The 18,721-nt window shown below is 66.7% G+C and carries 15 protein-coding genes and 1 tRNA gene; 12 read left to right on the plus strand and 4 right to left on the minus strand.

The annotated features are described in order from the left end of the window. Window positions 1–120: 120 nt before the first annotated feature. From GGR45_RS11250 to GGR45_RS11255, 3 genes are all read right to left on the minus strand, one after another. Window positions 121–630 (minus strand): tyrosine-type recombinase/integrase, encoded by a 510-nt coding sequence (locus GGR45_RS11250; RefSeq protein ID WP_425505880.1) that lies wholly within the window; start codon window positions 628–630, stop codon window positions 121–123. Between the two features lie 102 nt (window positions 631–732). Then, window positions 733–873 carry an integrase arm-type DNA-binding domain-containing protein gene (locus tag GGR45_RS20020; protein ID WP_367890207.1) on the minus strand — a complete coding sequence of 47 codons (141 nt, stop codon included), beginning with the start codon at window positions 871–873 and terminating at the stop codon, window positions 733–735. Between the two features lie 206 nt (window positions 874–1,079). Beyond that, window positions 1,080–1,170, minus strand: a tRNA-Ser gene (locus GGR45_RS11255). Window positions 1,171–1,266: 96 nt separating this feature from the next. Here GGR45_RS11255 and GGR45_RS11260 point away from each other — a divergent pair. Next, window positions 1,267–2,133: a peptidylprolyl isomerase gene (locus GGR45_RS11260; RefSeq protein ID WP_175312017.1), complete on the plus strand. Its 867-nt coding sequence runs from the start codon at window positions 1,267–1,269 to the stop codon at window positions 2,131–2,133. Between the two features lie 124 nt (window positions 2,134–2,257). Here GGR45_RS11260 and acs read toward each other — a convergent pair whose 3' ends face one another. After that, on the minus strand, window positions 2,258–4,210 hold the full coding sequence (acs, locus tag GGR45_RS11265) for an acetate--CoA ligase (protein WP_175312016.1): 1,953 nt from the start codon (window positions 4,208–4,210) through the stop codon (window positions 2,258–2,260). Between the two features lie 289 nt (window positions 4,211–4,499). Here acs and GGR45_RS11270 point away from each other — a divergent pair, with 289 nt between their 5' ends. The 11 genes from GGR45_RS11270 (at window position 4,500) to GGR45_RS11320 (ending at window position 18,719) form a co-directional block, all read left to right on the plus strand. Beyond that, window positions 4,500–7,028, plus strand: a complete 2,529-nt coding sequence (locus GGR45_RS11270; protein ID WP_175312015.1) for a PAS domain S-box protein — start codon at window positions 4,500–4,502, stop codon at window positions 7,026–7,028. A gap of 160 nt (window positions 7,029–7,188) precedes the next feature. Then, window positions 7,189–8,838 (plus strand): MFS transporter, encoded by a 1,650-nt coding sequence (locus GGR45_RS11275; RefSeq protein ID WP_175312014.1) that lies wholly within the window; start codon window positions 7,189–7,191, stop codon window positions 8,836–8,838. Next, entirely contained in the window at window positions 8,835–10,013 is a 1,179-nt protein-coding gene (locus GGR45_RS11280; protein WP_175312013.1) for an HlyD family secretion protein, read from the plus strand. Before GGR45_RS11275 ends, GGR45_RS11280 begins: the two co-directional genes overlap by 4 nt. Continuing rightward, a complete protein-coding gene (locus GGR45_RS11285) occupies window positions 10,010–11,398 on the plus strand; it encodes an efflux transporter outer membrane subunit (RefSeq protein WP_175312012.1) in 1,389 nt (462 codons plus the stop codon). Before GGR45_RS11280 ends, GGR45_RS11285 begins: the two co-directional genes overlap by 4 nt. A gap of 146 nt (window positions 11,399–11,544) precedes the next feature. Further along, on the plus strand, window positions 11,545–11,970 hold the full coding sequence (locus GGR45_RS11290) for an organic hydroperoxide resistance protein (protein WP_175312011.1): 426 nt from the start codon (window positions 11,545–11,547) through the stop codon (window positions 11,968–11,970). Between the two features lie 73 nt (window positions 11,971–12,043). After that, entirely contained in the window at window positions 12,044–12,559 is a 516-nt protein-coding gene (gene gloA / locus GGR45_RS11295) for a lactoylglutathione lyase (RefSeq protein ID WP_217497997.1), read from the plus strand. 161 nt (window positions 12,560–12,720) lie between these two features. Continuing rightward, complete coding sequence (locus tag GGR45_RS11300) at window positions 12,721–14,172, plus strand: methyl-accepting chemotaxis protein (RefSeq protein ID WP_175312009.1); 1,452 nt, start codon at window positions 12,721–12,723, stop codon at window positions 14,170–14,172. A 96-nt stretch (window positions 14,173–14,268) separates the two neighbouring features. After that, a complete protein-coding gene (locus GGR45_RS11305) occupies window positions 14,269–14,574 on the plus strand; it encodes an STAS domain-containing protein (RefSeq protein ID WP_217497996.1) in 306 nt (101 codons plus the stop codon). Between the two features lie 13 nt (window positions 14,575–14,587). Then, window positions 14,588–16,837: a chemotaxis protein CheA gene (locus tag GGR45_RS11310; protein ID WP_175312008.1), complete on the plus strand. Its 2,250-nt coding sequence runs from the start codon at window positions 14,588–14,590 to the stop codon at window positions 16,835–16,837. Beyond that, complete coding sequence (locus tag GGR45_RS11315) at window positions 16,834–17,703, plus strand: CheR family methyltransferase (RefSeq protein WP_175312007.1); 870 nt, start codon at window positions 16,834–16,836, stop codon at window positions 17,701–17,703. The genes GGR45_RS11310 and GGR45_RS11315 overlap by 4 nt, the downstream gene beginning before the upstream one ends. Beyond that, on the plus strand, window positions 17,703–18,719 hold the full coding sequence (locus GGR45_RS11320) for a protein-glutamate methylesterase/protein-glutamine glutaminase (protein ID WP_175312006.1): 1,017 nt from the start codon (window positions 17,703–17,705) through the stop codon (window positions 18,717–18,719). Before GGR45_RS11315 ends, GGR45_RS11320 begins: the two co-directional genes overlap by 1 nt. Window positions 18,720–18,721 lie beyond the last annotated feature (2 nt).

Consider the following 18,721-nt stretch of genomic DNA (forward strand, 5'->3'; position numbering starts at 1 on the left):
ATGGATCGAGGACTACAACGACAACCACCCCCATTCAGGGCTCAAAATGCGTTCACCGCGCGAGCATCGCGCACTGGTTTCTGCAACCGCTTGAACCCGTCCGGTGAAACGGGGGCCAGATCAATGCACGCGCCCCATTTTCATCCGCTGGGCGGGGATCGTCCACAATGCTGCTTCAAGGTCGAGCTCCGACCAAGTCGCCCCCCGGATTTCGCCCGACCGCGCCGCCGCCAGGATGAGCGCTTCCAGCGCAACGCGGCCAACGGTCGCCCGCTCGCCCAGCTTCTCGAGGAATTTTGGCACGGATGCATAAGGCAGGGCCGCAAAATGGCTTTCCTTCTTGGGCTGACGAGGCAGCCCCTTGGAAAGCGACCGCATCGGCGCTTCGGTCGCGCGGAACCCGCGTGCGTAGGACCAGTCAAGAACGGTACCGATGCGTTGCCGAACGCGGCGCGCCGTTTCTGGCTTCGTCAGCCAGATGGGAGCCAATACGTCCCGTATTAGGGGGTCTTCGATTTCGCTGACCAAACGATCGCCCATTTTGGGGAAAGCGCAGGTCTTCAGCGTCGCTATCCACTGATCCTGATGCTTGCCGTTCTTCCAAGCTTCCTTGTGTTCCTCATGGACCATCTCAGCGGCCCTGCGGAACGTCGGAATCACCTGCCGCTCCTGCTTCCGCTCCGCGACAGGGTCGATGCCTTGTGCGATCTTCTGGCGCGTGAGGAACGCAGCCTACCTGGCGTCTTTGAGAGAAACTGCTTTTAGTGAGCCCAGCCCGATATCCTGGCGTTTTCCCTTATTCTGAACGCGAAGGACCCAGCTGGCTGCCCCTTTTACCGTTGATTTCGAGAAACACGCCGTCCCCGTCCGAATAGCGCCCGGGCTCGATCAGCGATCGGATCTTGAGCGCAGTGAGCTTTCCCATGCCACCTCACCTCAGTTTTTCCCCAAACTCTTCCCCACACTTCACGTGGGATTGCGTCGGATCGAGTGAAACGCAGCGACACCAAAAAACCGCTGATTTCTGGGCTCTTATGGCAGGTTTTTGGGAGTTTCGCGAGCCCCACAGGGCATGAAAATGGCGGAGCGGGAGGGATTCGAACCCTCGATACGGTTTTGCCGTATACTCACTTTCCAGGCGAGCGCCTTCGACCACTCGGCCACCGCTCCGCATGAGTCCATGCCTGGAAGACGCGCCCCTAATGCGCTTCCACGCCCCGCGCAAGCAATTGCGTGTGCCGCTTTGCTGGGGCAGTCTGCTCGGCGATGACGATCGCGCTCTTGTTCGCCGCGCTTCTGGCGCAGGCTTCGCCCTCCCCCGCTCCCGCCGCACAGGCGGGTGATCCCTTGCCTGGCGACTGGATCGCGGTGCCCGATGACGAGTTGCTGGTCTTCACGCTGGCCAATGGGCGGACGGTGACGGTGCGGCTGGCGCCGGGGCGGGCGCCGGTCCATGTCGCCAATATCCGGGCATTGGCGCGCGCCCATTGGTGGGATGCGGGGACCAGCGTCTATCGCGTGCAAGAGAATTACGTCGCGCAATGGGGCGACGCGACCGAAAAGAAGTCGCTGCCCGTCGGCATCGTCGCCAATCCCCCGGCCGAATATGTCCGCAGCGGCAACAGCGCGACTGCCCGGTTGAGCAAGCCCGACCCCTATGCAGCCTGGGCGGGCTATAGCCTTGACGGCTGGCCGCTGGCGGGGGACGCCACCAGCGAGTGGGTGCCGCATTGTTATGGCATGGTCGGGGTCGCCCGCGACCTGGCGCCCAGCACGGGGAGCGGCGCCGAGCTCTATACGATCATCGGCCACTCGCCGCGTGGGCTGGACCGCAATATCGCGGTGGTCGGCCGGGTGGTCGACGGGATGGATGCGCTTTCCACCCTGCCGCGCGGGACGGGCGACCTGGGGTTCTACAAGGACGAAGGGCAACGGCTGGCCATCGTCTCGGCGCGACTGGCGAGCGATCTGCCCGCCGCCCAGCGCCCGCATTTCCAGTATCGCGAGACCGCCTCGCCGCGCTTTGCCGCGTGGATCAAGGGACGGGAGAATCGGAACAACGACTTCTTCACCGTGCCTGCGGGGGGTGTGGATATTTGCGCAGCTTTGCCGCCGGTTCGGAAAGCCCCTTGATTCGATCGGGCGTGGCCTCTGAATTCGCTCAGGGTGAACGGGGCGAGCGAATGCAGATCGCCTCCAACAGCCGTTCAACCTGAGCGGAAACGGGGCCGCTTCACCGAAGCAGCCCCGCCCCAAATCAAGCCGCCTTCTTCCCCGACCCGATTCGATTGGCGACCAGATGGTCCACCACCGCCGGATCGGCCAGGGTCGAGGTATCACCCAGCGCGTCGACCTGATTCTCGGCGATCTTGCGCAGGATACGGCGCATGATCTTTCCCGAGCGGGTCTTGGGAAGCGCGGGCGCGAATTGCAGCGCGTCCGGCGTGGCGATCGGGCCGATCTCGCGGCGCACCCACTGAACCAGTTCGGCGCGTAAGGCCTCGTCTTCTTCGACACCCGCGTTCAACGTGACGAAGGCGTAAATGCCCTGCCCCTTCACGTCATGCGGCATACCGACCACGGCGGCCTCGGCAACCTTGGCATGGGCAACCAGCGCGGATTCGACCTCGGCGGTGCCCATGCGGTGGCCCGAGACGTTGATGACATCGTCGACCCGGCCAGTGATCCAGTAATAATCGTCCTCGTCGCGGCGGCATCCGTCGCCGGTGAAATATTTGCCGGGATAGGTGGTGAAATAGGTCTGGAAAAAGCGGTCATGATCGCCCCAGACGGTGCGCATCTGCCCCGGCCAGCTGTCGGCGATGACCAGATTGCCCTCGACCGCACCCTCCAGCACCCTGCCCTCGGCATCGACAATCTCGGGCAGGATGCCGGGCAGCGGAAGGGTGGCCGAACCCGGCTTGAGCGCCACCGCGCCCGGGATCGGCGCGATCATATGACCGCCGGTCTCGGTCTGCCACCAGGTATCGACGATCGGGCAGCGGCCCTCGCCCACCACATGATAATACCATTCCCAGGCTTCGGGATTGATCGGCTCGCCCACCGAACCCAGCACGCGAAGCGAGGAGCGGTCGGTCTTCTTGACCCATCCGTCGCCCTCACGCATCAGCGCGCGCAAGGCCGTCGGCGCGGCATAGAAGGTCGCGACCTTGTACTTGTCGACGATCTGCCAGAAGCGGCTGTGATCGGGGTAATTGGGAACCCCTTCATACATCAGCGTCGTCGCGCCGTTGGCGAGCGCGCCATAGACGATATAGCTGTGCCCCGTGACCCAGCCGACATCGGCGGCACACCAGAAGACCTCGCCGTCGCGATAATCAAAGACGTGCTGGTGGGTATAGGATGCCCAGAGCAGATAGCCGCCGCTGGTGTGGAGCACGCCCTTGGGCTTGCCGGTCGAACCGCTGGTATAAAGGATGAACAGCGGGTCCTCCGCCCCCATCGGCTCTGCCGGGCAATGGGTGGAGGCAGCATCGACCAGATCGCCGTACCAAAGGTCGCGGCCTTCCTGCATCGTCACCTCGGCGCCACTGTGGCGGACGACGACGACATGGTCGACCGTAACGCCGTCATGCTTCAGCGCGGCATCGACATTGGCCTTGAGCGGCACGGCCTTGCCCCCGCGACAGCCGCCATCGGCGGTGATGACGATGCGCGAGTCGCAATCAACGATGCGGTTGGCGAGGCTTTCGGGGGAGAAGCCGCCGAACACGATCGAATGGATCGCCCCGATCCGCGCGCAGGCGAGCATCGCGAAGGCCGCCTCGGGGATCATCGGCAGATAGAGGGTGACGCGGTCCCCCTTGGCGACGCCCAGCCCCTTGAGCGCATTGGCCAGGCGACAGACCTGTTCGTGAAGTTCGCAATAGGTGATGCGGCGATCGGTGCCGGGCGTATCGCCCTCCCACAGGATCGCGACCTGATCGGCCCGGGTTTCCAGATGACGGTCGATACAGTTGGCCGCGACGTTGAGCTGTCCGTCCGCGAACCAGTTGATGCGGAAATCCGCCTCGTCGAAGCTGGTGTCCTTCACGCGCGTGAACGGTACGATCCAGTCAAGCCGCTCGGCCTGCTGGCGCCAGAAGCCGTCCGCGTCGGTCCTTGCGGCGTCATAGGCGCGGGCATAGCCCTCGGCATCCATGGACGCGCTATCGGCCCATTCGGGAACGGGGTGAACATGGACGCTCATGCCTGTCTCTCCTTTATGTTTTGCGAAGCTTTAGCAGTCGAACATCACAATTGCCTATCGGCTCCGTGACAAAGCGTGTCATGTGAAGCGCTATGCATGGCCGATCAAAATGTCGTCGCCGTGGCGACTGATCGGCATAATGGCTGGCCGGCTCTATCAAGACAAGAGTGGCACTGCTGCCACATTTCCATCCATCCAGAGCAAGATGCCGCCCGGTCCCTCTATTCCTGCCGTAAAAGCAACGCTACAGCGATAAGGGCGCCGGGTTTCGAGGGGAGACGGACCGAGCATGATCGCGACTGCCCACGACCCTGCCGACATCCCCGCCGGTTTTGCCGCTGTTCTGGCGCGCAGTGGCGAGATCGGTCGGCTGATCGCGGGCCATGACTGGGCCGCGACCCCGCTGGGACCGATTTCTCAGTGGCCGCAAAGCCGGCTGACCGCGATCGCCATCGCGCTCGCCTCCTCGATTCCGATCGCCACCATCTGGGGGCCGGAGGGCATCCTGATCTACAATGCGGGCTATGCCGAGTTTTCGGGCGACCGGCATCCGGCGATGCTGGGCGCGCCGCTGGTCGGGATATGGCCCGAGGCGGCGCCCTTCAACGCGCAGGTCATCGTAGAGGGGCTGGCAGGCCGCACGCTCGCCTATCGGGATCAGGCGATGCTGCTCGATCGCGACGGCCGGCCCGAGCAGCATTGGCTGGACCTGGACTATACCCCCATCGCCGACGAAACCGGCCGCCCGGCGGGGATCATGGCGACGGTGATCGACAGCAGCGCCCGGATGCGCGATCGGCAGGATCGCGAGATCGCGCTGTCCGCCGCGCGTGAGAGCGAGGCCCGGTTCCGCAACGTCGCCGACCATGCCCCGATCATCATGTGGGTGACCGATGCCGATGGGCATTGCACCTATATCAACCGCGCCTGGAGCGTGCAGACTGGGCAGAGCGTCGACCAGGGCATGGGCTTCGGCTGGATCAAGACGGTCCATGCCGAAGATCGTCAGACGGTCGAACAGGCCTTCCGCTCCGCCATCGCCGAAACGCGCGCATTCCAGACCGAATTCCGCCTCGCCCAGGCGACGGGCGGCTATCACTGGACGATGGTGACCGCCATCCCGCGCTTCGATGACGATGGCGCCTATCTCGGCATGATCGGCTCGGTGATCGACATTGACGAGCGCCGCCGGGCCGAGGCGACGCTGCGCGATGTCAATGCGGTGCTGGAGCGCCGGGTGATGGAGGCGCTGGCGGAGCGCAAGCTGTTCGCCGACATCATCGATTCGGCCGGTACGATGGTGCAGGTCCTGGGCTTCGACCATCGCTATCTGGCGATCAATCGCGCCGCCGCCGAGGATTTCGAACGCATTTTCGGCCTCCGCCCACAGATCGGGCAGCACAAGAGCGAGGCGATGGCCCGCCGGCCCGAGATCCTGTCGATCATGCGCGACTATTGGACCCGCGCGCTGGCGGGCGAGGAATTCTCGGTCATCCAGGCGATGGACGACCAGAGCGGCGAGCGGCGGCATTATGAATTGCGCTTCAGCCCGCTGGTCTCCGCCGAGGGGACCCCGATCGGCGCCTATCAATTCGCGACCGATGTCTCGGATTGGCTGGCACAGCAGGAGCGCCTGTCGGACATGGAGGCGCAGCTGCGCCAGAGCCAGAAGATGGAAGCGGTCGGTCAGTTGACCGGCGGCATCGCGCACGATTTCAACAATCTGCTCCAGGTCGTGGTCGGCAATCTGGAGATGCTCGACCGTTTCCTGCCGGCCGACGAACATCCGCGCGCCAGGCGGGCCGCGACCAATGCGATGACCGGCGCACGCCGCGCCGCGACGTTGACCCAGCGACTGCTGGCTTTTTCCCGACGGCAACCGCTGGCGCCGCAATCGGTCGATGCCCGGCGGCTGGTCGACGGCCTGTCGGATCTTCTGACCCGCACGCTGGGCGAGCAGGTCAGCCTGGCGGTCGAATCCGCCCCCGACCTCTGGGCCGTGGAGGCCGATCCCAACCAGCTGGAAAGCGCGATCCTGAACCTCGCGGTCAATGCGCGCGACGCCATGCCGCATGGCGGCACCTTGTCGATCACCATGCGCAACGCGACGCTCGACGGGCTGGCGACGATGGCGGCGGGGCCGGTCCCCTATCCCACCGATCCGGGCGATTATGTCGCGATCGACGTCAGCGACACCGGCATCGGCATGGACCGCGCGACACTGGGCCGGGTGTTCGAGCCGTTCTTCACCACCAAGGAGGTCGGCAAGGGCACGGGCCTGGGCCTGTCGATGGTCTATGGCTTCGCGAAACAGTCGGGCGGCCAGGTGCAGATCGACTCGCATCCCGGCGAGGGAACCTGCGTATCCCTGTTCCTGCCGCGCTTCATGGGCCAGGAACACGCGCCGGGGGAGCCCCCTCAACCCGCATCGCACCCCACCCGCGGGTCGGAGACGATCCTGGTGGTCGAGGACGATGCCGATGTGCGCAACTATTCGACCGAAGCCTTGCGCGAACTGGGCTATGATGTGGTCGAGGCCGAGGACGGCGCCTCGGCGCTGGCGCTGCTCGATGCACCCGATGCGTCGCGCATCGCGCTGCTCTTTTCAGACGTGGTGCTGCCCGGCGGGATGACGGGGGCCGACCTGGCCTCCGCCGCGCGGTCGTTGCATCCTGAACTGAAAGTGCTGTTCACCACCGGCTATGCCCGCGACGTGATCGTCCATGGCGGACGGCTGGACGCCGGGGTCGCACTCATTACCAAGCCGTTCGACTTTGCCGACCTGGCGGCGCGCATTCGGGCCATGCTCGACGGTTGAGCCGCCGAACCGGCCCAGGACGTCCGGGCATTCCACGACCTCCTGAGGCTCCAGTCCGCCGGCTTTGATATAGAGTTACGGCGATCCGCGCGCCTCCGTCGGCGCCACGCACCCGAGATGGCGATTTGCGCGTTCAACGCGGCGCACAGAGAGGACAGGGATGGCATCACGGTTTCGGCAATTCTGGAGCGAGGAGGAATGGTCCTTCGCCCCCCATGAACGGCCGACCATTCCCGGCTCGCCGGGCAATTTCGATCACCCCCACAGGCGGCGTATCGCCTATGGCGTGATAGCGGTGCTGATCGGGCTGACCGGCGGGCTCGGCAACGCGCTGGTCCAGGTCAATACGGTACAGTTGCAGGGCGCGCTCGGGCTCGACCCGACCGAGATCGCATGGCTGCCCATCGCCTATGTGATGACCAACGCGTCGATCAACCTGCTGCTCATCAAGTTTCGCCAACAATTCGGCCTGCGCCCCTTCGCGCTGCTGTTCTCGGGCCTTTATACGATCCTGGCCTTCGCGCATCTGTTCGTGCGCGATTTCACGACCGCCATTGCGGTGCGCGGGGCCAGCGGCATGGCCGCCGCCGCGCTGTCGTCGCTGGGCCTTTATTACATGATGCAGGCGCTGCCCGCGAAATGGCGGTTGAAGGCGATCGTGCTGGGCATCGGCGTGCCGCAATGCGCGACACCGCTGGCGCGGCTATTCTCGCCCGATCTGCTGGCCATGTCGCAGTGGCGCACGCTGTATCTGTTCGAGTTCGGACTGGCCGCGATCAGCCTGGCCGCGATCATCGCGCTACGCCTGCCCCCGACGCAGCGGCTCAAGGCGTTCGAACCGCTCGATTTCCTGACCTTTGCCCTTTACGCGCCCGCGATCGGACTGTTCTGCGCGGTGCTGGGCCAGGGGCGGCTGGTCTGGTGGACGCAGGCGGCATGGATCGGCTGGGCGCTGGTCATCGCCATCCCGCTGCTCGCGCTGGCCCTGTGGATCGAGCATTACCGCGCCAATCCGCTGCTCAACACCCGCTGGCTGGGGTCGATCGACATCGTGCGCTTCGCCATCGTCACGCTGATGGCGCGCATCGTGCTGTCGGAACAGAATTTCGGGGCGGTGGGCCTGCTGACCGTGCTGGGCCAGAATAATGACCAGTTCGGGACGCTTTTCACCATCGCGTTCCTCGCCTCGGTGGCCGGCGTCATCATGAGCGCAGTGACGCTGGACGTGACGCGGCTGACCCATCCCGTGATGTTCGCGATCGGCCTGGTTGCGGTCGCCGCCTATGCCGACAGTTTCTCGACCAATCTGACCCGCGCGCCCGAGCTTTATGTGACGCAGGCGGTGATCGCCTTTTCGACCACCTTTTTCCTCGGCCCGTCGCTGTTGTTCGGCATGACCCGCGCGCTGCAACAGGGGGCGGGGCATGTCATCAGCTTCATCGCGCTGTTCGGGATGCTCAACTCGGTGGGCGGCCTGGGCGGCACCGCGCTGCTCGGCACCTATCAGGTGATGCGCGAAAAGACCCACAGCGCCGCCATCGTCCAGAATATCGACCCTACCGACCCGCAGGTGACCCAGCGTATTCAGGCGGGCGGCGCGCGGGTGTCGGGCGTGATCGGCGACCCCGCGCTCTCCCGCGCCGAGGGGGCCGCGCTGCTGTCGCAAGCCGCCACGCGCGAGGCGAATATCCGCGCCTATAACGACGTCTTTCGACTGGTCGCAGCGCTGGCGGCGGCCGTCACCCTTTTCCTCGCGCTGCTGACCTGGCGGCGCGCGCATCGCGCCCGCGCGGCCAAGGTGCAGCCATGACCGACACCCGATCGCCCGTCTCCCCCACGCCGATGACCGAGCAGGCCGCCGCCGAAGCGGGCGTACCCCCGCCCGCCCCCGCGCCGACGCCGCCGCCCGCACCCGCGCTGGCCTCCGGCTGGCGCCCGCCCTCGGGTGGCTGGCGTTCGCTGGCACTGATCGCACTGCTGGTCGTCGGCGGCATCGCGGCGGTTCTGGCGGCATGGCGGCTGCCGCCCTTTTCCACCGACCGCCAGTCGACCGACAATGCCTATGTGCGTGGCCGGACGACGGTGATCGCACCGCAGGTCAGCGGCTATGTCACCGCCGTGCTGGTCAAGGATTTCGAGACGGTGCGCGCAGGCCAGCCGCTGGTGAAGATCGACGACCGCATCTATCGCCAGCGCGTCGACCAGGCGAGCGCACAGGTCGCGGCGCAGGCAGCGACGCTCGCCAACAGCCGCCAGGCGCAGGCCTCGCGCACCGCTAGCCTGGCCGCGCAGGACGCCGCGGTCAGCAATGCCGAGGCACAGTTGATGCGCGCGCAGGCCGACATGGCGCGGGTCAACGACCTCGTTACCGACGGCTCTGTGTCCCTGCGCGAACGCGACCAGACGCTCGCCTCGCTCCGCCAGGCGCAGGCGGCGCTGCGTCAGGCCCGGGCGGCGCGCGAGATCGCCCGGCAGGACGTCCGCACCGTCCAGGTCGGGCGCGGCGGGCAGCAGGCAGGCGTGTCGGGTGCCGAAGCGGCCCGGCGGCTGGCGCAGATCGACCTCGCCAACACCATCATCCGTGCGCCGGAGGATGGCCGCCTGTCCGAAGTCGGCGTGCGGCTGGGGCAATATGTCACGGCGGGATCGCAACTCATGTTCCTGGTGCCGCCCGAAACCTGGATCATCGCCAATTTCAAGGAAGCCCAGACCGCCCGCATGGCGGTGGGACAGCCCGCCAGCTTCACTGTCGACGGCTTGAGCAATGCGCGGCTGAAAGGTCATGTCGAGCGGATCTCGCCCGCCGCCGGTTCCGAATTCGCGGTGCTCAAGTCGGATAACGCCACCGGCAATTTCACCAAGGTGCCGCAGCGTATCGCGGTGCGCATCCGCGTCGATCCGGGCCAGCCATTAGCGGCACGCCTGCGTCCCGGCATGTCGGTGCAGGCGAGCGTCGACACGGCGGGTGGGCCGAAGGTGCGATGAGGAACGCCGCCCTTCCCCTCACCGCCGCGCTGCTGCTCGCCGGGTGCATCGGCCCGCGTCCCGCAGCGCCCACCGCCAGCGCCGTCGTGCCGCCGCCCGCCTGGCGCACCATGCTGGGGCCGGGCAGCCCGATCGCGGCCGATTGGTGGCAGGCGTTCGGCGATCCGCAACTGACGGCGCTCGTCGCCCGCGCCCTGGCCGACAGCCCCGATCTGGGCAGCGCGGCGGCGCGGATCGAGGAGGCGCGCGCGCAGGAACGGCTGGCGCGGGCGCAGCTTTCGCCCAACGTCACGGCGGGTCTGCCACTGACCGAGGGGCGCACCGTCAGCGCGTTCGGCACCGGGCTGGATCAGTTCGGAGCGCAGCCTGTGGTCCAGGCAAGCTATGATTTCGATCTGTTCGGACGGTTGCGCAACGCTCGCGCCGCCGCCCGTGCGCAGTTGCTGGCGACCGAGGCGGCGCGCGACACCGTCCGCCTCGCGCTCGCCGCCGGGGTGGCGAGCGGCTATGTCACCCTGCGCGCGCTCGACCACCGGCTGCACATCGCCGAGCAGACGCTGGCCGCCCGCGCCGACGCGCTGCGCATTGCCCGGCGGCGGGCGGACACGGGCTATACCTCCCATCTCGAACTGCGACAGGCGGAGGCCGAATATCACGCGACCGAACAGCTGGTCGCCGCCGCCAGACTGGCCGTCACCCGGCAGGAAAATGGCTTGAGCGTCCTGATCGGCGGTGCGCCCGGCCCGATCCCGCGCGGCCTGTCGATCGACCGGCTGGTCCGCCCCGCCATCCCCGACGGCCTGCCCGCCGACCTGTTGCGTCGCCGTCCCGACCTGTTCCAGGCCGAACAGGCGCTGGTCGCCGCCGACCGTTCGCTCGATAGCGCGCGGGCAGCGATGCTGCCCAGCCTGGGACTGACCGGATCGGCAGGCGTGGCCTTGTCCAATGCCCTCGACAATCCGATCACCCTCTTCTCGATCGGCGGCAGCGTACTCGCCCCCCTGTTCGACGCGGGGCGGCTGCGCGCCCAGGCCGATGCCAGTGCGGCGCGGCGGGACCAGGCGGCCTTCGCCTATCGCCGCACCGCGCTCACTGCCTTTCGCGAGGTGGACGACAGCCTCGCCTCGGTCCGCCGATCCGGCGAGCAGGCCGCGGCGCTGGCCGGGCAGCGCGCGGCGCAGGCCGACGCGCTGCGTATCGCGTCCAACCGTTACCGCGCGGGCTATTCCTCCTATCTGGAACAGCTCGATGCGCAGCGGGGTCTGCTGAACGCCGAACTGGCGCTGGCGGAGGCGCAGGCCAATCAGCTGACCGCCTATATCGCGCTCTATCAGGCTATGGGCGGCGGCTGGTCCCCTGACGCGATCCAGGCGACAGGCCGATAGCGATCGAGGCGACAGATCGCGATTCCGGCGGCGACCACCGCAATCGCTTGGACGGTCCGGATCGGCCGATGGAACGCGGGGGTGGGCTTGCGCGCTGAGCCCCGCGAACCGACAATGCTGAGTGTCTCACCAGAGGGAGATCCGATATGGGCGTGAATGTGATCTACAAGACCAAGGCGACGGCGACCGGCGGTCGCGACGGCGCGGCGCGGTCGGAGGACGGCTCGGTCGACGTCAAGCTCGTCGTTCCGAAGGAAATGGGCGGTCCCGGCGGCGATGGCGCCAACCCGGAAAAGCTGTTCGCCGCGGGCTATTCCGCCTGTTTCCTGGGCGCGATGAAGGCGGTTTCCGGCAAGGAAGGCGTGAAGGTGCCGCAGGATGCCACCGTCACCGCCGAGGTCGGCTTCGGCCCGCGCGAGGAGGGCGGATATGGCATCACCGTCGACCTGCTGGCGACTTTGCCGGGCGTCGATCGCTCCGATGGCGAGCGGCTGATGCACGCCGCGCATCAGGTCTGCCCCTATTCCAACGCGACCCGCAACAATGTGGATGTCGGCCTGACGCTCGCCTGAGCGCCGCCCCTTCCCGATCCGAGGCCCTTCGCCCCCGCGGCGGAGGGCCTTGCCGTTTTCAAGGACCCGAATGATGACGACCCGTCCCGCCGGAACCGAGAGCTTCACGCTCAACCAGACGATGCTGCGCATCCGTGATCCCAAGCCGTCGCTCGCCTTTTACCAGGACGTGCTGGGCATGACACTGCTTCAGAAGCTGGATTTCGAGGAGATGCGCTTCTCCCTCTATTTCCTCGCTTATCTGACAGAGGGAGAGACGATCCCCAAAGACCCCGTCGAGCGCGCCCGGTTCATCTTCAACCGGGAAACGACATTGGAGCTGACCCATAATTGGGGGACCGAATCGGACCCTGATTTCCAGGGGTATCACCACGGCAACAACGAACCGCGTGGCTTTGGCCATATCGGAATCAGCGTCGACGATGTCGCCGCCGCCTGTTCGCGATTCGAAAGCCTGGGCGTTACCTTCAAGAAGCGCCCCCAGGACGGGACGATGAAGGACATCGCCTTCATCACCGATCCGGATGGCTATTGGATAGAGATATTGTCGGCGAACGGCATGGCACAAAGCCTCGCGGCGAACGCGTAAATCCGGCTTGCTCCCCGGCGTTGTGACGAAATCGAAACGGGATATTTACCGTTACTGCCCATTATGGTCACACACGCCGGAGGGATTGGTGACCGCCCGCATCCCCCGCCGCGCCAGGCGAGTGCTCCCGCTCGCCTAGAGGTATTGGAGGGTATGCCGCTATGTTGTCCTGGTTCGCTAAGACGGCACCGATTCGTACAAAGTTCGACGTATTGACCCTTGTCTATGGCGGCATCGCTGCCATCGGCCTGGGAGCGACCATCGCCGCCAGCGGTGGACTGACGCTGACCGCGCCGGTCATCGCGGCGGCGCTCGCATTGCTGGCCGCGATCGTCGTGACCCGCGTCAGCCGCAAGCTGATCTGCGATCCCTATGTCGGCTCGGTCATCGCGATGGAGGCGCTCGCTGCGGGCGAAGCCGATCGCGAGATTCTGTACACCGATTACCAAGATTGTATCGGGCGGATCGCCAAGGCGATTCACGTCTTCCAGCGCAACGCCAAGGATGTCCGCAACGCCGCGCAGGCGCAGCAGATCGTCGTCACCGCGTTGGGCAAGGGCCTGGGCGAACTGGCCGCAGGCAACCTGACCGAGACAATCCCCACCCCCTTCCCCGCCGAATATGAAAAGCTGCGCAGCGACTTCAACCGGGCGATGGAATCGATGGGCCGCGCCATGAGCGCCGTCTCGGTCGCCACGCACGGCATCAATGCGGGCGCCAGCGATATCCGCCAGGCCTCCGACGACCTGTCACAGCGCACCGAACAGCAGGCCGCCAGCCTGGAGGAAACCGCCGCCGCGATGGACGAGATCACCTCGACCGTCCGCCAGACCGCCGAGGGCGCCAACCGCGCCAACCACGCCGTCGCCGATGCCCGGATCGAAGCCGAGCAGTCGGGCCAGGTCGTACGCCGCGCGGTCGACGCCATGGCCGGGATCGAACGCGCGTCGAGCGAAATCTCCGAGATCATCAGCGTGATCGACGGCATCGCCTTCCAGACCAATCTGCTCGCGCTCAACGCGGGCGTCGAAGCGGCCCGCGCCGGTGACGCGGGCAAGGGCTTCGCGGTGGTCGCCTCCGAGGTCCGTGCGCTCGCCCAGCGTTCGGCCGACGCCGCCAAGGATGTGAAGTCGCGGATCCTCGCCAGTTCCGAACAGGTCGAATCGGGCGTCACCCTGGTCAGCGAGACCGGCAAGGCGCTGGAGCGGATCATCGGCCAGATCGCCGAGATCAGCACGCTGGTCGAAAACATCGCCAGCTCGGCCGAGAAGCAGGCGATCGGGCTTCAGGAGGTCAACACCGCCGTGTCCGCGATGGACGGCGTAACCCAGCAGAATGCCGCGATGGTCGAACAAGCCACCGCCGCGGCCCGCTCGCTGGCGATTGAGGCCGATGGCCTGGCGCGCGAAATCTCGCGCTTCCGCGTCGAGAATCAGCCGGGCCACGTCCCCACACCCGCCCAGCCGGTCCACCAGTTGCAGCAGCGCGCCGCCGCCGCGGGACGGCGAATCGTTCAGAGCGCGCGTCCCGCCGCCGCCCCGGTCCAGGCCGTTCCGCAGACGATGGGCAATACCGCGCTGGCGGTCAGCGATGACGACTGGACGGAATTCTGATCGGCCTGCCCCCGGCGCCGGCGCGATAAACCGCTTCGGCCCGGGGGAAATTCGTAAAAATCGGTTAACCCACGCTTTTTTAACGACCTTCGCGCCATGCTGCGCACCGAAACCCGCGACTGGAGTCTCGCCTTGACCGCTCTGTCCCTTACCTCCGTGCTCGACACCGCCGCCGCCGTTCCGCTGCGTCAGGCGTTGCTCGACCTGATCGCGTCGGGCGACCCGATCACGCTCGACGGATCGCAGGTGACGCAGGCAGGCCAGGCCTGCCTCCAGGTGCTGGCCAGCGCGCAGGCGATGGCCGCGTCGATCCCGACCGATTTCGAACTGAACAGCCCATCCGAGCCGCTGGCTTCGATGATCGCGCTGGCGGGGCTCGACAGCCTCGTCGCCGCTGCCTGAAAGGCCTGACCCGATGAACCTCGACGAGATTCAGCAGATTTTCTTCCAGGAATGCGAAGAAGGTCTCGGCACCCTGGAAACCGCCTTTGCCGACCTGAAGCGTGGCCGCCAGGACGACGAGACCATCAACACCGTCTTCCGGTCGGTCCATTCGATCAAGGGCGGCGCGGGTGCGTTCGGGCACGAGCGGCTTCAGCATTTCTCGCACCATTACGAAACCGTGCTCGACCTGATCCGCAACGGCACGCTGCCGCTCAGCGAGCCGCTGATCGACCTAATCGTCGCGGCGTTCGACACGCTGGCCGACCATGTCGCGGCCGCGCGGGGCGAAGGCGCGACGCCTGCCGATCAGGCGATGCTCGATCGGCTGGCCGCCGCCGCCGAAGGCGATGTCGGCACCAGCGCGTCCGAGCCCGAGCCCGAAGCTGTCGCCCAGCCCGCCCCCACGTCCGAAGCCGCCGCCGCCGCGCTCGATGATTTCGATGCGCTGTTCGCGATGCTCGAAGATCCGGCCCCCGCTGCTGAGCCGACCGGCCCGGCCGAATGGATCGTGACCATTCATCCCGGCCCGCGTGCCTTCGACCATGGCGCCGAACCGATGCTGGCGTTGCGCGAATTGTCGCGCATGGGCGGCCGGACGCTGTCCGCCGATCTGTCCGAGCTGCCGCTGCTCGACGTCCTGGACGCCGAGCGCGCCTATATCGGCGTGACCATGGCGATGCCCGGCACGCTGGACGAGGACGATATTCGCGCGGTCTTCGACTTTGCCGATCCGCAATGCCGCCTGACCGTCACGCGGGCCGAAACCGCCACCGCCGTCGCCCAGCCCGAGGTCGAAGCCGAAGCCGCGGTCGAACCGGCAGTCGCCCAGCCGATGGCCGAGGTGATCCCGCTGCCGGTCGCGCCGGCCGAGGCGCCCGCCGCCGTGCCGGTCGCCGCGCCCGCCCCTGCTCCGGTCGTCGCGGCCGCGCCGCCGCCTGTGATCGCCCCCGCTCCGGCCGCCGCCACGTCCGCCCCGGCCGTGTCGGTCGTCGAGGCGGCGAGCAGCCCGCGGGTCGCCGCCGCCGCCGCGCAGACGATCCGTGTCGACCTCGACAAGCTGGACCGGCTGGTCAACCTGGTTGGCGAGTTGGTCATCACCCAGGCGATGCTGGCGCAGCGCCTGTCGGAAAATGAGATGGGCTCGATCCCCGAGCTGTCCGACCTCGACCATCTGACGCGCGAGCTTCAGGATTCGACCATGGCGATCCGCGCGCAGCCGATGAAGACGGTCTTCAGCCGCGTGCCGCGTATCATCCGCGAATTGGAGGTAGAGACCGGCAAGCGCGTCCGCCTGGAAGTCGAGGGCGAGATGACCGAGGTCGACAAGACCGTGGTCGAACGCATCGGCGAGCCGCTGACCCACCTGATCCGCAACGCCGTCGATCATGGCCTGGAAACCCCCGCCGATCGCAAGGCGGCGGGCAAGGACAGCGAGGGCGTCGTTACCCTGTCGGCCGCGCACCAGTCGGGCCGGATCGTCATCACCGTCGCCGATGACGGGCGCGGCATCGACCGTGCGCGCGTCAAGGCCAAGGCGATCGAACGCGGCATCATCGCACCCGATGCGCAGCTGTCCGAGGAAGAGATCGACAATCTGATCTTCGCCCCCGGCTTCTCGACCGCCGCCGTCGTCTCCAACATTTCGGGTCGCGGCGTCGGCATGGACGTGGTGCGCAAGAACATCCAGGCGCTGGGCGGCCGCATCGGCATCCAGTCCGAACTGGGCAAGGGGTCCAGCTTCTCGCTCAGCCTGCCGCTGACGCTCGCCGTGCTCGACGGCATGATCGTCACGGTCGGCGACCAGACCTTCGTCATCCCGCTGACCCATATCGTCGAGAGCCTGCGCCCGGGCATCGATGAGGTGCATGTGGTGGGCGGGCAGTCGCCGCTGCTCGACGTGCGCGGTACCTATGTCCCGGTGCACCGGGTCGGGGAACAGCTGGGCGTGACCGGCGCGATCGCCAAGCCCGAAAATGCGGTGCTGATCGTGGTCGAAAGCGACCAGGGCCAGGCCGTCCTGATGGTCGATTCGATCCAGGACCAGCGGCAGGTGGTCGTGAAGAGCCTGGAGGCCAATTACCGGGCCATTCATGGCCTTGCCGGGGCCACCATCCTGGGCGACGGCCGGGTCGCACTGATCCTCGACGTCGATGCGCTGATCGGGCGCTGGCGCCGTGATGGTCGCGGACCAAGCCCCTTCATTGAGGATATGGCTGCGTGAACGCAATCGCCGCCCTGTCGTCACGCGAGACCGAACGGGAGTTGGAATTCGCCTTCTCGGCGTCCGACCACCGCGCGATCGCCGACCTCATCTACGCCGAATCGGGCATTTTGCTGCCCGAAAGCAAGGCGAAGCTCATCTATGGACGGCTGGCACGGCGGCTGCGCGCGTGCGGCCTCAACAACTTTCCCGATTATCTGGCGCTCATCAAGAATGATGCGGCCGAGCGCGCCCGCGCGGTCGACTCGCTGACCACCAACCACACCTCCTTCTTTCGCGAAAACCATCATTTCGAGCATTTCCGCGACCAGCTCTGGCCTGGCTTCTCGCAGCGTCTGGCGAGCGGCGGGCGGGTGCGGATCTGGTCCGCGGCCTGCTCCAGCGGCGAGGAACCCTATTCGCTGATGATGACGATCGCGGGCCAGGACACCCGCGCCGCCGAGAAGCTGGCGACCCAGGATTTCCGATTGCTGGCGACCGACCTGTCGCCCAGCGTGATCGCGACCGCGCGTGCGGGCCGCTATCCGCTGGAGACCACCCGCGCCATGCCCGCGGCCATGCGTTCGACCTGGTGTCGCCGGGTCGGCGACATGGACGAACTGTCGCCCGCGCTCCGTCAAGCCATCACGTTTCGCGAACTCAACCTGCTTCGCAACTGGCCGATGCGGCGGCCCTTCGATGTCATCTTTTGCCGTAACGTCATGATCTACTTCGACGAACCGACCAAGGCCCAATTGCTCGCCCGCTTTGCAGACCAATTGGTCGACGGCGGCATCCTTTATATTGGTCACGCCGAACGCATCCCGCCGGAAGTATCGGCGCGCTTTCACTGCATCGGTCGCACCGCTTTCCAGAAAGTATCCTGATGGCCGTACGTACACTGATTGTCGACGACTCTCCCACGATGCGCGCGCTGATCGCGGGGATGCTCAGTCGCGACCCCGAAATCGAAGTGGTCGGTGCCGCCAACGGTCCACACCAGGCGCGTGAGATGATCAAGGCGCTCGACCCCGACGTCATCACCCTGGACGTCGAAATGCCCGACATGAACGGCCTCGACTTCCTGGAGCGCGTCATGCGGCTGCGCCCGATGCCGGTCGTCATGCTGTCGACGCTGACCCAGGCGGGCGCGGACACGACGATCCGCGCGCTGGAACTGGGCGCGGTCGAATGCTGCGCCAAGCCCGCAACCAATTGCGTCGACCCCCGCATCGCCGAAAGCGTCAAGGCCGCCGCCAGCAGCCGTCGCATCCGCGTCCGCGACATGGCGCCCGCGGCCCCCGTGCCGATGGCCGATTTCAAGCCGATCCCAGGTTCGCTGATCGCGATCGGCGCATCCACCGGCGGGGTGGAGGCGCTGATCCAGCTGCTGAGCGTCTTTCCGGCGAACTGTCCGCCGACCGTCATCGTCCAGCATATGCCCGCGACCTTCACGACCAGTTTCGCCGCGCGGCTCGACCGGCTGTCCAAGCCGACCGTGGCCGAGGCACGGCATGGCCAGCCACTGGTGGCGGGCCATGTCTATCTGGCACCCGGCGGCACCCATCATATGGAGGTCAGCGGCAGCGACGGCCAGTATCGCGCTCGGCTGATCCCCGACGATCCGATGAGCGGTCATCGTCCATCGGTCGACCGCATGTTCCACAGCGTCGCCAAGACGGTCGGAGCCAAGGCAGTGGGCGCCATCCTGACCGGCATGGGCCGCGACGGGGCCGACGGCCTGCTCGCGATGCGCGACAAGGGCTGCTTTACCGTCGGCCAGGACCGCGACAGCTGCGTCGTCTATGGCATGCCCGGCGTCGCCCAGGACATTGGGGCAGTGACCAAGCAGTTGACGCTGACCCGGATCGCGCCCGCGCTGATCGACCGGTGCCGGGCGTGATC

Source organism: Sphingomonas zeae (assembly GCF_014197135.1).
Taxonomy (GTDB): domain Bacteria; phylum Pseudomonadota; class Alphaproteobacteria; order Sphingomonadales; family Sphingomonadaceae; genus Sphingomonas; species Sphingomonas zeae.

Coding starts and splice junctions, on each gene's coding strand:
- GGR45_RS11250 (WP_425505880.1), bottom strand. CDS start 630: ATGGTCCATGAGGAACACAAGGAAGCTTGGAAGAACGGCAAGCATCAG.
- GGR45_RS11260 (WP_175312017.1), top strand. CDS start 1,267: ATGACGATCGCGCTCTTGTTCGCCGCGCTTCTGGCGCAGGCTTCGCCC.
- acs (WP_175312016.1), bottom strand. CDS start 4,210: ATGAGCGTCCATGTTCACCCCGTTCCCGAATGGGCCGATAGCGCGTCC.
- GGR45_RS11270 (WP_175312015.1), top strand. CDS start 4,500: ATGATCGCGACTGCCCACGACCCTGCCGACATCCCCGCCGGTTTTGCC.
- GGR45_RS11275 (WP_175312014.1), top strand. CDS start 7,189: ATGGCATCACGGTTTCGGCAATTCTGGAGCGAGGAGGAATGGTCCTTC.
- GGR45_RS11280 (WP_175312013.1), top strand. CDS start 8,835: ATGACCGACACCCGATCGCCCGTCTCCCCCACGCCGATGACCGAGCAG.
- GGR45_RS11285 (WP_175312012.1), top strand. CDS start 10,010: ATGAGGAACGCCGCCCTTCCCCTCACCGCCGCGCTGCTGCTCGCCGGG.
- GGR45_RS11290 (WP_175312011.1), top strand. CDS start 11,545: ATGGGCGTGAATGTGATCTACAAGACCAAGGCGACGGCGACCGGCGGT.
- gloA (WP_217497997.1), top strand. CDS start 12,044: ATGACGACCCGTCCCGCCGGAACCGAGAGCTTCACGCTCAACCAGACG.
- GGR45_RS11300 (WP_175312009.1), top strand. CDS start 12,721: ATGTTGTCCTGGTTCGCTAAGACGGCACCGATTCGTACAAAGTTCGAC.
- GGR45_RS11305 (WP_217497996.1), top strand. CDS start 14,269: ATGCTGCGCACCGAAACCCGCGACTGGAGTCTCGCCTTGACCGCTCTG.
- GGR45_RS11310 (WP_175312008.1), top strand. CDS start 14,588: ATGAACCTCGACGAGATTCAGCAGATTTTCTTCCAGGAATGCGAAGAA.
- GGR45_RS11320 (WP_175312006.1), top strand. CDS start 17,703: ATGGCCGTACGTACACTGATTGTCGACGACTCTCCCACGATGCGCGCG.